Source organism: Spiroplasma sabaudiense Ar-1343 (assembly GCF_000565215.1).
Classification (GTDB): domain Bacteria; phylum Bacillota_I; class Bacilli_A; order Mycoplasmatales; family Mycoplasmataceae; genus Spiroplasma_B; species Spiroplasma_B sabaudiense.
Map to the genome: position 1 here is coordinate 437,189 of NZ_CP006934.1, position 15,639 is coordinate 452,827.

Genomic DNA, 15,639 nt, shown 5'->3' on the forward strand with positions numbered 1-15,639 from the left:
AATAAGGTTTTCATCTATCATTGCTTTTATTATTCTAGGATAAATTGCATTTTAGTGGGTCCAGTTAGGGAATTGTTACTGACTGTTCCAAAATAAGATTTGGCCCCATAAACATTACCATAACTTGAACCTTGAGAATTAGCATTAATTCAAAAGAAAGCCAATGAGTTATTTGATTGTAGTTGGTTATTGTTGTAAAAACGAATATATCCTTGTTCATTAACTTCAAATTGAGTTCCAATCCCAGCATAACCATTAATGTAATCACTAATTTTGCTATCAAGATGATTAGCTTTGAATTTTTTGATTTCCTCATAAATTAGTTCATCAAAATAGGTTGAAGAAAGATATTTTTTGTTAAATTTTAAATCTGTAATAGGAAGATTTGATGGTAAGTTAAATCTTCAAACTTCGTCTCCAGAATTGGTGGTTAAATTGTATAGTTGTTTATTAAACTCTAAAGAAACTTTAATAAAATCGTTGTAAAGTTCTTGGGTATTGGTAAAACTAGTTTTTTGACGAGTAAAGATATAACTTTCAGGCAACGCAAAAGGGATAACTTTATCAGGAAAACTAGGGTTGCGATAATTTACAAAGAAATTATTTACTTTCATTCCAAAAACTCCAATAACACGTTTTTCAGCGCTATTTGTGGAATCGATTTTAAATTGTGACCCGGTTTGGTTTAATAAGATTTTTAGTTCAGTACTACGATTGATGCCATGTAAAGTTCCATAAACACTAATTGAATGTGAAGTGGTGGGATCAACTATTGTTGGAAAACCAGGAGGGGAACTAACAGCAATGTAACCAGAATTATTTTTAGCAATAATTTTGGCTAGTTCTTCAGCTGAAATTTGATTGCGAATAAAATAATCTTTTAACTGAGTAACTCTAACATCAGAGTTTTGACTTCAATCCAATAAGCCAACTCAACCACTGCTGCGATCGGTAATGCTAGCGGCCAGTGATTGGGAGCTTAAGGTAATTTTTGAAGCATCGATTGCTAAGTTATCACCAATTGGTTCAAGGGTGGTTAGTAGTTGGTTAAAGACTTCGTTGGAATTAGAATTGGTTTGTGAAAATTGGGCTGTTTTTAGAGCATCTCCTGAATCACTTATAAACTCAAACTGGTTGGCAAAATCAGCCCCTGCTAATTTAGCTTGAACTTGTTGGTTAATGGCTGTTAATTGCGCTGCTAAATCTGGGGTTCTAATAAAATTCATTTCAAAATTATGGGTAATATGGGTGATTTCTTTATTATATGATATGTCTCTTAAAGTTACTGGAATATTAATTTGATAAGCTAATCTAATTGCTTCATCATTTAATAAAGTTAATTTAACTTTTTCTAGGGTGAAAAAATTTTGTAGGGGATTTTCTTGTTGATAAAGAACTGTTGCTAAATTAATGTCACTTGATATCTCACGATAGACTTCTTTAGTGATTCTATTTCAATCAACAAAACCTTCAATATCTTCGCTAATTTGATTATAAGTTTCACTACCTAAAGTTATTTCTAGACTATTGGATTGCCCCAACAATCCTTGTAGAGTTTGAAAACTTAAGAATTCTAGTCCTAAATTGGGTTCTTCTTGTTCATCAATAAAGTAGTATTTTGATAAGTCGCTTCTCAGATGTGAAGAGGTGATGGTTGAGATTAAACTCAAAGCTTCGCGTTTGGCAACTTCAAAGTCAAATTCACCCCCAACACTTGGTTTATTATTGGTTCGTTTACAAGCCACAACACTTAATGGTGCTGAAACTATTAAGCTAGAAGTGGCGAGAATTGTAAGTAATTTTTTCATATAAAATTCTCCTTTGCATACTAATAGTTTAGTACGCTATGATTATAAATATTTTCAGATAAAAAAACAACTATAAGTGTTATAAAATTTATTTATTTTGTATAAATAGTCTACCAAAGATAGGAAGAATGAGGGTTAACAATCTTTAAAAAGCCAAATTTTGTTTGTCTAAGATAAATATTTTGCAAATCAATAAGTATCTGGAAAATAAAATCAAAGTTGTGTCTTTTTTTAGTCAGGTGTATATAAAATTGACAAATTACTACTTTAAAGTATTATATTTATAGAAAGACATTTGTTGTCAAGAATAGCAATATTTTATTACTAGTAAAATTTAATTTAATAAAAAAAGACACAAGATTTATTTAAAAATAATCTTAAAATTATTTACTCAAATTTGTAAACCAAAAATCATTAAAAAGTTATTTCATCAAAGTTGAGTAATTTATTTTAAAAAAATAAGGAGTTTTAAAATGAAAATCGGAGTTTTTAGCGCAAGTGCTCCAGCCTTTCAGCAATGTCCGAATCGAGCGATGAATGCAATTAAATTTTTGCAAAATAAAGGTCATGAAGTTATTCTTGGAGAACTTTTTTATAATAAAGATTTTTATCGATCAGGGAGTATTAAAGATCGAGCCAGTGAATTCAATAATTTATTAAAATTAAAATGCAATATTTATATCTCATCCATTGGGGGTTTTTGCAGTAATTCAATAGTGGGTTTAATTGATTTCAAACTTATAAAGAAAAACATGATATTTGCAGGAAACTCAGATGCTTCACCAATTCTAAATGCAATTTCTCAAAAAACGAAAGCACGAGTAATTTACGGTCCATCATTAATTTCTCATTTCGGTGAATGAGAGAAAATTTATTCTGATAAAACATATGCTAAATTGATGGAATCTATAACAAGCAAAGTTAATGTCATTGAAGAATTTGACTATTGAACAGATGACTACATAAATTGAGATAAATTTGAAAAACCCAAGCGAAAGCACAAAAACAAAACTGAATTTGAAGGCAAGGTGATTGTAAAAGGGAAACTAATTGGGGGCAATTTGAATTCTTTAGCAACAACAGATTTGTTTTTAAAAACAAAATTTTTTAAAAACAAAATTTTATTTATTGAAGATAGTCACAAAAACTTGGAGCAGATCGAAAAGTTGTTTTCATTTTTATTTATCAGCGGAGCTTTAAAAAAGATCAAAGCTATTATATTTGGCAAGTATGAGAAATATGAAGACTTTGGTTCAAAAATTAAGCCTCATATTTTAATCAAGGAAATATATAAGGCCAATCAAATTAAGATTCCAAATTTAGTTTATTACATTGATTGTGGCCACACCCATCCCACAAATAGTCTTTTATTGAGAAAAAAAATGAAAATTGACTTTAATAACAAGGAAATCACTCAATATATTAAGATGAGGGGTGTCATATAAGTTATTGACTATCAAAAATTACTTATTAATGCCAATCATACAAGAATTAGATAGATTGTCAGTTAGTAAATATTAATTGTAAATTTCTTTTTAATAAGAAGATATATAATATATATAAGAAACTTTTTAAATTAAAAAGTTCTCGTATTAACTTTGGAAAGAAGGGTTTTAATGAAAAACAAATATTCAAATAAAATATCACAGGCAACAAATAGTGCAACAAAAATTGGCCGATACGCCACAGACGAGGAAATAAAAAAATTCTCGTACTTAGTACCCAACTATGAATGGTTTACCAAACTAGAGTCAATGCAGTCATTTGGTTATACTGATGCTGAAAATCTTAAAGGAGAAAGCGGAATAGGGCTTTGTGAGTATGTTTCCCTGGCGATGCTTATTAAATATCAAGAACTCTTTTACAATTATGGGTACTTTACTGATAAGGAATATGATAACTATTTTGAACTACAAAAAAATAATTCAAGAGAAATTAATATGCCAATTCACAAATATTATGAGTTCAATGATAAAAGTGATTCTTTCGTTGCTAGACTGTGAGAGTTAAATAATAGAAAAATTGACCTTTGGTGAGGAGTAAATGTTGACGACACTTTAAGGAAATGAATTAAAGGTAAAGAAATTAAAAAAAGAATTGCAATTAAATCTTGTTTATCAATTGGTCACACTTCACAGCCCGAAGCCAAAATGATGAAACACAATGTGCCTGTGATGTTATCTTTTGTTGCATATGGCTTAGCTCATAATGTGGTAATTTATGGTTATGATAAAAAAACCAAAAGTTACTTGGTGCATTTTGGTTGATCATCAGATTGAAGAAAGCGCAATTGTGCAGTAATCATTGAGAAAAGTAAAGTTTGACATTATTATTCACGTGGTTTTTGAAATGCTTTTTATCCAAAAACTAGTAAAAAAATAATAGCACCAAAACCAAGATTCGAGTATGATGGTAAAATGCATACCTGGGATGAAATCAAGAAAAAAGGTTTGAGCTTTAAAGATGTTAAACCATATTAGGAGAAAAAATGAAAAAAATAATTAAAACACTGGCTGTAATCAGCCCATCAATAATGTTAGCAAATCAAGTGGTTGCATGTGCTGATAAGCGAATCGATATTCATGAATATGTTGATGTCACAGATTTAGGTATGCTTGAAAATTTGAAAACTGACACAATAATAGAAGGGTTTGTAAATCAAAACCCCCGATTTAAGGAATTAGAAATTAGTTTAAGTGCCTCGGATTCTTGAAGTTATGGAGCATTTATTAGACCTGAGCCAATTGTTAGTTCGGGTAAATACAAGGGAAGAGTTGAGATAAGTTTTTCTTCAAAGTTAGGCTACAAAACAACTAAACAAGACCAAAATCAAACTTGTTTGTTATCACATGATAACAAGAGTTGTGATATAGACATTGATATTTTAGATTCAGGATACAACCCAACTCCTGAAGGAGATGAAGATATTAGAGTTGGCTCTTTTGGTTTTCCCGACCCAATTACCCAACATAAAATTATTAGTGATGGTGATAAAAAAATTTATCGAGTAACAATTCAAATGCCTGAAAATCCAGAAACTAATGAATCTCATTCAATCGGAGTCGATGTGGATTGATATGATGTAACGTTAGTGAGGTGTAATATCAAATTTGTTTAAAATAATTAATTGCTAATAATTTAATAGAGTCAAACCATATTAGGAGAAAAAATGAAAAAAATAATTAAAACACTGGCTGTAATCAGCCCATCAATAATGTTAGCAAATCAAGTGGTTGCATGTGCTGATAAGCGAATCGATATTCGTGAATATGTTGACGTCACGGATTTAGGTATGCTAGAAAATTTGAAAAACGACACAATAATCGAAGGGTTTGTAAATCAAAACCCTCGATTTGAGGAATTAGAAATTAGTTTAGCGGTATCGGATTCGTGAAGCCACGGTGCATTTATTAAACCTTTGTCCATAGTTAGTACGGGTAAATATAAAGGAATAGTTGAGATAAGTTTTTCTTCAAAGTTAGGCTACAAAAAAACTAGACAAGACCAAGATCAAATTTGTTTGTTATCACATGATAACAAAAGTTGTAATGTCGACATTGATATTTTAGATCCAGAATACAGCCCAACTTCTGAAGGAGAGGAAGATAATAGAATTGGTTCCCAAGGACTTCCCAGTCCTATTACAGAAAAGGCAATTATTAACGAGGATAATAAAATTATTTATCGAGTAACAATTAAAATGCCTGAAAGTGAAGAAATTGATAATTCTTGAAGATACAGTGCTACTGTTTATTGATATGATGTAAGGTTAGCGAGGAGCAATATCAAATTTGTTTAAAATAATTAATAACTAAGAAATTTAATAGAGTCAAACCATATTAGGAGAAAAAATGAAAAAAATAATTAAAACACTGGCTGTAATCAGCCCATCAATAATGTTAGCAAATCAAGTGGTTGCATGTGCTGATAAGCGAATCGATATTCATGAATATGTTGATGTCACAGATTTAGGTATGCTTGAAAATTTGAAAACCGAAACAATAATAGAGAGTTTTGTAGATCAAAACCCTCGATTTAAGGAATTAGAAATTAGTTTAGCGGTATCAGACTCTTGAAGTCACGGTGCATTTATTAGACCTGAACCAATAGTTAGTTCAGGTAAATACAAGGGAAGATTTGAGATAAGTTTTTCTTCAAAGTTAGGCTACAAAAAAACTAAACAAGACCAAAATCAAACTTGTTTGTTATCACAGGATAACAAAAGTTGTGATATAGACATTCATATTTTAGATCCAGAATACAACCCAACTTCTGAAGGAGAGGAAGACATTAGAATTGGTTCCCAAGGACTTCCCCGTCCTATTACAGAAAAGGCAATTATTAACGAGGGTGATAAAAAAATTTATCGAGTAACAATTCAAATGCCTGAAAGTGAAGAAATTGATAAATCTAGAAGATATAGTGTTGATTTAGATTGACACGATGTAACATTAGTAGAATGTAATATCAAATTTGTTTAAAATATAAAATTAGCAAATTAAAATGTGCGTAATAATTATTTGAACAAATATATAGAAATTCTGAAAAATTAAATTTAACTAAAACACTAAATTCTCCAATAAAGTTTAAAAAATTTGTTCAAACCGGGTTATTTATTTTTTTAAAAATGTTTTTTAGATAGAATCTAATCATATATATAACATTTTTTACCTTAATGATATAATATATTTATAATTAAAAGGAGATTTTATGGAAGAAAGAAAAATGTCATCATCGGTAAAGATTTTATTAGATCAAGCAAATGAGAGCATAGAATCTAAATCACAAGCGATTTTGGAACTTGTAAAAAATTCTTTCGATGCAGATGCTAAAAATTGCAAAATAAATTTAGATTTAGAAGCAAAAGAGCTAGTTATTTCCGATAATGGAGAAGGTTTTTCAGAATCAGCTTTTGATAGTTTTTTGATCGTTTCTAAATCAAATAAGAAAAGAAACGGATTAACTAGAAGTGGCAGAAATATAACAGGAATGAAAGGTAGTGGATCATACTCTACAATACGTCTTGGAAATAATTTAGAAATAGTTTCAAACTGTTTTGACGGATATGAACTGTCGGTTAAAACCAGCTGAAATATTCTTGATGATTCAAATAAAAAAATTGAGGATATAGAATTTGAAAAGACAAATAAAAAACTTCAAAATAAAGGCACTAAGATAAAAATTTCTGAACTAAGTCCTTTTAGTGAACAAGACTTAGAAGAATTAGAATCACTAATTAATTTTATGACACTTAATGATGAATTTAACATTGATTTTAATTGTGAAGATAGAAATATTTATTCAGTAAGTCCAGTTTCTAAAATGTTGAAAATTGGTAACAATCCAAATCAAAAAGATTTATTTAGGTATTATTTAAAGGTCAAATGCAACTCTAAAAGTACTGAAATAAGTATTTTTGATAGAAATATGAATGAAAAAAAATTTTCAGAAGACTTTAAACTTGATAAAATTGAAGGAGAAATAATTTTCGAGTATATATTACTAGATCTTTCACCCAAGGGTAAAAAACAAATAACAGAATCGGATTTAAATATTTTTAAAAACCCTATTAAAAAACAGAATCCTAGAAATCTTTTTTATTTTAATGACATGATTGTTTATTCCAAAAATACTTTAGGGTTAGACCTTTCTAAATACGGAAAAAATACTAGCAATTCCTTGCCTTTTAATCAACCATTTGGTTACACTTCGATAAAAAATAGTAATTTAAACTTTAATGCGTCAAGAACTGATTTTGTAAACGATGATTATGGCATATATAATGAATATAAGGAATTACTAAAAAAAATTCCCTCTATATTAAAAAAGAAATTTGAGCAAATCGAAATCGAAATTGATAATAATTCTGTTGAAGCAAAAATGCATTCAATCCAAATGGAAAATAATGAAAACAATAATTTGACTGGAGAAAAAAATAATTCAAAATTTCCGTACGCCGAGTCAAAAATAATTCAAAAGCTTGAATCACCATCAGATCCATGAGAATCTTTATATGAGAAAATTATTCATTGTGCAGACACCGTTAAAGAAAATGATCGATTCTACGGAGGCTTAAATCAATGTATTTCTGAATTTAAATCCTTTAAGGATTTTACAAAAGGCGATGTTTTTTCGCATTTCTACATTTCGTTTTATTCCTTGATTAGGGTTTTTTCTGAATTAGTTTTAATAAGATTTATTAAAAAAAACTGAAACAAAACAAATGACTCTGATATAAGAAGTTCTTATTCAAGAATTTTCCAAAAAAAAATTAATGGAGATACTCAAGTTGATAAATCAATCGAGTCTCTGCTAAGAGTATTTTTTAATAAATCTTCATTTGAATTTTCAGAATATATTGAAAAAGTCAGAGAAAAAATTGAATCAAAATCAGGTGTGAAAATTGATTATCTAACTGATTTTGTGAGATCTCTCAATTCTAATATTCATTTTCCTAAAGATGCAGATAGGCATCAGGATGAAATAATAGGTTTTTTAAACGCCGTAATAAAACTAATTTAAATAAAAAGGGGGCATTACTGTGAGTATCCTAAATGATTTCTTAATTTCTAAGAGAAACAATTACTGAGATTTTGAGAAAAGGAAAAAAACCTTGCTTGAGAAAAATATTAAATATCCTGCAAAAATGGTCTCTTCGATGCAATTGGAAATTCTAGATTTTTTTTCAAAAAATATAAATTTTAAAATTGATTCAGTTCTGGACCCATTCATGGGTTCTGGAACAATAATAGATGTTGCAGCATCTTTGGGAATTAAAAAAATATTTGGAAATGATTTGAACCCTTATTCGTTTATAATTAATAAACTTAAATATTCTAGCTATAAATTTGACTCAAAAATTTTAAAAGAAGAGCTTTCTTTATTTAAAATGTTATTTAATAATTTAAAAGATTTTAAAATACATAAATTTAATAAAATTGATAAATGATATAAAATTGAGGTAATTAAAGAAGTAAGTAAAATTAGGCATATAATATATTCTAATGAATGAAAATATTCAAATGTTTACGAAATAGCCTTAATTAATATCGCTAAGGAATTCTCCAATGACAGAAATTCTACTTCAAAACTTCACATAAAAAAAGAAGAAGCGATTTCAAAGATTAGCGAAGATAAAATTCTTCAATCCTTTTTAAGCTATTCATTAAAAATTGCAATTGCTATAAAAGAAGAAATTGAACCCTTTCTTTCTAAAACACAGATAAATTTATATAACAAAAATTCAATTAGCTTAGATAAATTTATAAAAAATAAAAAAATAGATTTAATAATGACATCTCCCCCTTATGGTGACAATAAAACAACGATTTCATATGGACAATTCTCTATATTACCATTGCTTTGGTTAAAGAACGCAGTAAGTGTTGAATATGAAAATAATTTTTCAAAAATAGATAACGATTCTTTAGGGGGTAAATTAAGAAAAAAAAGTGAATTTAGTGAAATTATTGAAAATTCACAAACATTGAAAACTTTATTTCTGAAATTAAAAAATGACAAAAGGGTTACTAAGGTATTGTCATTTTTAGAAGATTACTTTAATTTTTTGAAATCTGCTGATAGAATATTAAACAGTAATGGTTTTTTAATTATGACCTTAGGAAATCGTAGAGTAGCGGATGAAATTATTTACTTAGATAAAATAACTTTTGAGTTTCTTGGAAGTATTGGTAATTATAGATTAGTAGATTCAATAAATAGAAATATTATTCAAAAAACCATACCTAGAATAATTAAATCAAATAATGGAATTATAAAAAGCATCAATGAAGAGACTATTATTTTTGTGCAAAAAAAGTAATTACTTGTTTTTTAATTTTTTGAAATAGTTAAAACACTCTTATAAGTATTAACCTAACTCCTTATCAACACAATAAATATAAAAACTTTTCATGGCGCGAGTCATTAAGGTTTTATAAGTATTTTTAATAATTTTATCACCGATAAATTGAGCCTCTAATGGCTTAATTTTTTTACTTTTTAACCCTTTAACACTAGAATCGTTTTTTGAACGTTTATTAAAATCAGTCTTTAATTTATTATTTTCATAAAACATGTCATCATCAATTATCACCCCAACATAATCAAACTCGATTCCTTGAGAAGTATGAATACATCCAACTTGTTCAAAGGAATCTTTTGAAATAGCCAAGTATCATCTTTAGCTAGTTTTCAGCGTTTTTAAAATCTTTAATTTCAATATCAAAAACTTAATGATTATTTTTTGATTTTGAATCAAAAGTATAACCAGCTATCATTCTAGCTTTGTTATCAGTATTTTTTTCTTTTAACTGCTCATACATTTCATTAATATCATCAAATATTTGAATATCATAATTTAATTTTTGATTGTAATCTAACTCTAAGTCCTTTTTGATTTCTAAAGTTTTATCCAATCAATCAGTATAAGCTTTACTTCCATTAGTTCTAAAATGAAATTATAATTCTATAATACAAATATTTTATTCATTAATGTCTGACTTGGAAACTATCAAGCTTTATAGAATTAGTTCTATTTATATCGCTAAAATTAGTCCATCCATAACGATTATCACAATCATCTCACATGTAGTTAAAGTGATTGTCTAATATCTATGCTTTGCTATTTTTAACAAAAAAATTTGATAAACATGTATTCAAAAATTTAACTAATTATAAAAAAAATGTTTCCAATTGAATATCATTTGACTTTTTAAAGTGTAAGTAATAAAAATCATAAATATATCAAGTAGCATAATTATAATTTAAGATTTAAATTTTTTATATACAATTTTATTTATAATCATTAAACTAGTTTAATGATCACATTTTCATCAAACTCTAAATAATAGAATTCAAAAACCTAGTTGACCAACCTGACTATGTCAATTTTGATGATATCAACTGAATTAGACATAATTAATTTTAATCGCTTTTAAAATGACTAATTTTTATTTTTACTTGCCAATAAATAAAATTTCGTGCTTAAAAATGTTTTAAATAAGGACTAAATGATATTTCCAAATTAAGACCTTCATATTTGGGGTATAATAACTTTAAATAAAAAGAGGTTTTTAGATGGACACAATTACTAAAATCAGAAAAATGAGAAATAATCAAAATTCAAGTTACTCAGCAATTTCAGATTACATAATTAAAAATCTTGGATCAATTGAAAAACTTTCAATTTTAAAACTTGCTAAAAGATCAAATACATCTCCATCAACAATTACTAGATATTGTAAGGAACTGGGATTCGATGGTTTTAAACAATTAGTACCAAATATTGTTTCAGAAATTAATTTTTTGAGTGAGGGGAATGAGATTTTTGTCCAAGAAGATAAAAATCAAGTTCTAAAATTATTAGATACCCATAAAAATAATGTAATCAAGGCAATTGAAAAAAGTTATTCTAAAAATATTTCAAAAATCGAGAAAGTTGTAGAAATTTTGACCAAATCTCAAAATGTCTATTTGTTTGCAGTAGGGGGCAATTGTGCCTTGTTACTGCACCTTGAAAATCTCTTATCAAGACTTGGAATATCATCTTTTTTCTCTAGTGATATCGACCAACAACAAGCTTTCATGAGTAATGTCACTAATAATGATGCTGTTTTCATTTTAGACTACAATTTGCACAAAAGACAAATTGAAAATATAATTTTAAACGTAAATAAAGTTGATTGCAAAAAAATAGTTTTAACTAAAAATATTTTTGATAATTCAATAAAAAAATTTGATATTATTTTAGACCTTTGTAAAAACGAGTCAGTTTTTCAGGGTCGCACTGTAGCAGATGTGGGAACACTTTTCACATTAGAACAAATTAATAATGCTATTTTAATTCTTACAGAAAAAGTTAAAAACTATAAAAACCAGGATCGAATATAGAAAAAGAGTTTTATCTAGATAAAACTCTTTTTCTATATAAATAGCGTTCCAACAATAAACAAAATAGTTGCTATTACCCAAAAAACAGCAAATGTAGTGATGATAATGACTCATTTTCGCGGAATATATTTTTTAAGGCCATAAGTATACCATTGAACAGCCCCACTAAAAAAAATAGGAATAACAAACAAAATAGTTGCTAAAATTTGCAGTCAATTCAAAATAATCAGTCACTTTCCTAATTAATTTAATTATAAGACTAAATAACTGAAAATTTTTTCATATAATGAAATTAATTTTGGAGTTTTTTATGAAAAAATAAAAATAGAAGTAAAAATTTCGGTTTAAACTTCAAAAAGGAGGAAAAATTATGAAAATAATGTTAGTCTGCAACGCTGGAGTTTCAACCTCAATTGTTGTTAAGAAAATGCAGGATTTTGCTGCTAAGCAAAATATTGAAGCAACAATTGAAGCTGTTCCAACAGCTGATGCAATCAATCGCACCGCTGACTGAGATGTAATATTATTAGGACCGCAAGTGGCATTTTATCTAGATCGTTATAAAGAAGCTGTTAATAATCAAAAACCGGTTGCTGCAATAAATACTCGCGATTATGGTATGGCCAATGGTGAAGCTATTTTAAATATTGCTATAAAATTGATAGAAAACTTTGGAAAATAAAGATGCAAGAAATAAATTTTACTAAAGATTTTCTTTTCGGCGCTTCATTTTCTGGACCACAAACGGAAGGTAATTATTCCAAAGTCAATCAATCAAATTGAGATAAATGGTTCATGAAAAGTCCCGAGAAGTTTTTCAATGAATATGGTCCTGAAAAACTACACGATTTGAAAAATAATTTTAAAAATGACGTTGCTTTAATGAAAGCAACTAACTTAAGTTCGGTTAGAACCAGTATTCAATGATCTCGATTAATAAGAGATTTTGATAAAAATGAAATTGATCCTGAAGGATTAAAATTTTACTTAGATTATTTTAAAGAAATCAAAAATCAAGGAATTGAATTGCATTTGTGCTTGCATCATTTTGATATGCCAGCAGCCTTAGAAGCAATTGGAGGATGAAAATCACAAGTTGTTATTGATAAATTTGTAGAATTTGCAAAGATTTGTTTTTCTCACTTTAAAAATTTTGTTGACAAGTGAATCACCTTTAACGAACCGCTTGTAATTGTTGATTCGGGTTATGTTTATGGTTATCATTTACCTTTAATTAATGATTTTCAAATATCAATGAATGTTGCTTTAAATTTAATGTATGCCAACGCTTTGGTTATTGAATCCTTTAGAAAACTAAATATTGATTCTGAAATTGGAATTTGTTTAAATTTAACCCCAGCTTATCCAATGGATAAAACAAACCCTCTGGATGTTAAGGCCTGTGAATTTGAGCATACAATTACCAACAATATCTTTTTGTATCCTGCTATAAAGGGAATTATAGATCCAAAGTTAATTAAAATGCTCAATGACTTTCAAATTTCTTTTGAAGCTAGTCAATCAATGTTGCTAACAATAAAAAATAATACTGTTGATTTTTTGGGAGTGAATTATTATGCTCCTGTAAGATTAACAGGAAAATCAATGATTGGTAAAGCAACAAGCAGGGATTTCTATTTTAAACAAGAAATTCATCCAGATTCAAATATAAATCAACATCGCGGTTGAGAAATTTATGGCAAGGGTCTTTACGAAATTGCTCAATGGATTAAAGAAGATTTTAACAATATTAGGTGAATGGTTCAAGAAAATGGTATTGGTGTTGGAGAAGAAGAACGATTTATGAATAGCGGTCTTGAAGTTCAAGATGATTATCGAATCAATTTTTATAAGGAACACTTATATTGACTAAATCAAGCAATTAATCAAGGGGCCAACTGCTTTGGCTACCATGTATGAACTTTTATTGATAATTGAAGTTGATTAAACGCATTTAAAAATCGATACGGCTTGTACACTTTCGATTTAAAAACCAACAAAAGAACAATGAAATCTTCGGGTAAATGGTTTAAACAATTAAGTCAAGAAAAAAAATTAAGTTATTCAAAAGATGAAATTGATTCATACAAAAAGCATATTTTAAAATTTTAGGAGAACGAAAATGGAAAATAAATTAACGATTTCTCCAGGAGATTATGGAGGATTTAAAATTAAATTCTCTGGAAATTCAATTGGAGCCTTACCAAAAATTGAAGTAGCAAAAGAACGTTGTCTCACCTTAGCTAAGACTTATAAAGTAGACAGATATTATATTTTGGATAAAGAATCACAAATTGTTGAGGAAATTATCATTTAGAAAGGATAGAAATGAAACAAGAACTTGAAAAAAAAGAGCCTTCAAAAACTTTCAAAGAAAAATGAAAAAGTTTTTCGCAAAAAACTAGTAATGGTTTTGTAAAGTTTGGTTCAAAAATTGGCTCAAATAAAATTTTAGCAGCTATTAGAGACGGTTTTGCAGTGTCTTCTGTTCCTTTATTGGGAGCAGCATTCCCTGTAATTATTGGATTAATATTTTTCCAAAATGATGTGTTGTTTGGTAAAATACCTGGTATTAAGGATAGTTCATATATTTTATGAACTGATAAATATTTAGCACAATGATTTTGATCAATTTGAAGTGCAGCAACCGTACCGTTCACATTATATTTTGTTATTGCCATAGGATATTTTGTATCTAAATCATATTTAAAAAATGGTTCTCCATTAACTGGGGCGATTGTAACGGTTGCTGCATTCATGACGTTAATGCCCTTTGGAATTAATTTTGATGAGGGTCCCAAATTTATTGGAACCGACGGAATCCTACTTGGGGTATTTGTTGGGTTACTTGCCCCGTATTTATTTGCCAAGTTAATGAATATTAAAAAACTAAGATTTAAATTACCCGATAGTGTCCCACCAGTAATTTCTGAGGTATTTGCCTCAATTATTTCTATAACAATTGTCATGGCTTCGTTCTCGTTAATGGGAAAGGGATGAAGTTGAATTGCTGAGGGCGCTCATATTGTTGATGAGAATGGAGTATTACAAAACACTTTATTTAAGGCTGTCACCTATGGTTTAGGAAAACCGTTTGGAGCATTAGGAACTAGTGTTTGATCTACTGGAATTATTGTTTTCTTCATTGCATTCTTTTGATTCTTTGGTCTTCACGGATCAAACATCTTATCACCAGTTACAAGTATTATTTGAACTCCATTAATGTATGAAAATGCTAGTTATTGAAAACTTTATTTACAAAATCCACTAAATAATGGAATAGGAGCTGGAGGAAATTATTGAACTTTACCAATAACTTTAGAGAGTGGTAAAGTTATGGACGGACTCCATCCGCTTTTTAACCAAATGATGACTTACATCGGAGGAACTGGGGCCACTCTTGGGTTAATTATTGCAATATTATGTTTTAGTAAATATAAACCATATCGTGAAATATCAAAACTTAGTGCTGGTCCTGGGGTATTTGGAATAAATGAACCGATGACTTTTGGAATTCCGATGATCTTTAATGTCAGCTACTTTATCCCTTATGTAATTGGCTTTACATTTATGGGAGTAATGACACACTTGTTTGTAATTTGACATTGAGTTCGACCTGTCGTTATACCTTTGGGATGAACACCATTCATTCTTCAAAATCTACTAATGACAGGACTAGATTGACGATCGGTTGTATTTGATATTATTGGTTTAGCCTTTGCATTTGGAATGTGATCATTGTTCTTACCAATTGGTGAGCGTGTTCAAAAAAACCTAGATGCTCAACAACTTGGTCTCTCACTTGAGGATTACAATAAACAACTAGTATTAGAGTTAGCAGAAGATAAAGAAGCTAAGCGACTAAAAAAACTAAATAAATCTAAAAAAACAAAAGAAATCAAAAAAGAAGCTTAATAAATAAATTTAAAACACCTCTATT

Annotated in this window: 15 protein-coding genes; 12 read left to right on the forward strand and 3 right to left on the reverse strand. The window is 28.4% G+C overall.

Annotated features, from left to right (window positions below):
* Positions 1–29 precede the first annotated feature (29 nt).
* Complete coding sequence (locus tag SSABA_RS02040) at positions 30–1,808, reverse strand: hypothetical protein (protein WP_025250936.1); 1,779 nt, start codon at positions 1,806–1,808, stop codon at positions 30–32.
* Positions 1,809–2,281: 473 nt separating this feature from the next.
* Between SSABA_RS02040 and SSABA_RS02045 the strand changes: the two genes are divergently transcribed.
* The 7 genes from SSABA_RS02045 (at position 2,282) to SSABA_RS02075 (ending at position 9,630) form a co-directional block, all read left to right on the forward strand.
* Complete coding sequence (locus SSABA_RS02045; protein ID WP_025250937.1) at positions 2,282–3,253, forward strand: LD-carboxypeptidase; 972 nt, start codon at positions 2,282–2,284, stop codon at positions 3,251–3,253.
* 171 nt (positions 3,254–3,424) lie between these two features.
* Positions 3,425–4,288: a putative cysteine peptidase gene (locus SSABA_RS02050; RefSeq protein ID WP_025250938.1), complete on the forward strand. Its 864-nt coding sequence runs from the start codon at positions 3,425–3,427 to the stop codon at positions 4,286–4,288.
* Positions 4,289–4,296: 8 nt separating this feature from the next.
* Complete coding sequence (locus SSABA_RS02055; RefSeq protein WP_025250939.1) at positions 4,297–4,926, forward strand: hypothetical protein; 630 nt, start codon at positions 4,297–4,299, stop codon at positions 4,924–4,926.
* 51 nt (positions 4,927–4,977) lie between these two features.
* Positions 4,978–5,607 carry a hypothetical protein gene (locus tag SSABA_RS02060; RefSeq protein ID WP_025250940.1) on the forward strand — a complete coding sequence of 210 codons (630 nt, stop codon included), beginning with the start codon at positions 4,978–4,980 and terminating at the stop codon, positions 5,605–5,607.
* 52 nt (positions 5,608–5,659) lie between these two features.
* Positions 5,660–6,289 carry a hypothetical protein gene (locus SSABA_RS02065; protein WP_025250941.1) on the forward strand — a complete coding sequence of 210 codons (630 nt, stop codon included), beginning with the start codon at positions 5,660–5,662 and terminating at the stop codon, positions 6,287–6,289.
* Between the two features lie 229 nt (positions 6,290–6,518).
* The gene (locus tag SSABA_RS02070) at positions 6,519–8,330 is read left to right on the forward strand and encodes an ATP-binding protein (RefSeq protein WP_025250942.1); all 1,812 of its coding nucleotides are present in this window, start codon (positions 6,519–6,521) and stop codon (positions 8,328–8,330) included.
* 19 nt (positions 8,331–8,349) lie between these two features.
* The gene (locus SSABA_RS02075; RefSeq protein ID WP_025250943.1) at positions 8,350–9,630 is read left to right on the forward strand and encodes a DNA methyltransferase; all 1,281 of its coding nucleotides are present in this window, start codon (positions 8,350–8,352) and stop codon (positions 9,628–9,630) included.
* A 48-nt stretch (positions 9,631–9,678) separates the two neighbouring features.
* Here the strand turns inward: SSABA_RS02075 and SSABA_RS05200 are convergent, their stop codons facing one another.
* The gene (locus SSABA_RS05200) at positions 9,679–9,981 is read right to left on the reverse strand and encodes a DNA/RNA helicase domain-containing protein (RefSeq protein ID WP_025250944.1); all 303 of its coding nucleotides are present in this window, start codon (positions 9,979–9,981) and stop codon (positions 9,679–9,681) included.
* Between the two features lie 58 nt (positions 9,982–10,039).
* Positions 10,040–10,225 (reverse strand): DNA/RNA helicase domain-containing protein, encoded by a 186-nt coding sequence (locus tag SSABA_RS05205; RefSeq protein WP_025250945.1) that lies wholly within the window; start codon positions 10,223–10,225, stop codon positions 10,040–10,042.
* 661 nt (positions 10,226–10,886) lie between these two features.
* Here SSABA_RS05205 and SSABA_RS02090 point away from each other — a divergent pair.
* The 5 genes from SSABA_RS02090 to SSABA_RS02110 all read left to right on the forward strand — a co-directional run bounded on the left by SSABA_RS02090 (position 10,887) and on the right by SSABA_RS02110 (position 15,614).
* Entirely contained in the window at positions 10,887–11,699 is an 813-nt protein-coding gene (locus tag SSABA_RS02090) for a MurR/RpiR family transcriptional regulator (protein WP_025250946.1), read from the forward strand.
* Positions 11,700–12,069: 370 nt separating this feature from the next.
* Positions 12,070–12,381 carry a PTS sugar transporter subunit IIB gene (locus SSABA_RS02095; protein WP_038673628.1) on the forward strand — a complete coding sequence of 104 codons (312 nt, stop codon included), beginning with the start codon at positions 12,070–12,072 and terminating at the stop codon, positions 12,379–12,381.
* A 2-nt stretch (positions 12,382–12,383) separates the two neighbouring features.
* Positions 12,384–13,811, forward strand: a complete 1,428-nt coding sequence (locus tag SSABA_RS02100; protein WP_051464686.1) for a glycoside hydrolase family 1 protein — start codon at positions 12,384–12,386, stop codon at positions 13,809–13,811.
* Positions 13,812–13,821: 10 nt separating this feature from the next.
* Positions 13,822–14,016, forward strand: coding sequence for a hypothetical protein (locus SSABA_RS02105; RefSeq protein WP_025250949.1), 195 nt, complete (start codon positions 13,822–13,824; stop codon positions 14,014–14,016).
* 11 nt (positions 14,017–14,027) lie between these two features.
* Complete coding sequence (locus SSABA_RS02110; protein ID WP_025250950.1) at positions 14,028–15,614, forward strand: PTS transporter subunit EIIC; 1,587 nt, start codon at positions 14,028–14,030, stop codon at positions 15,612–15,614.
* Positions 15,615–15,639: the final 25 nt, after the last annotated feature.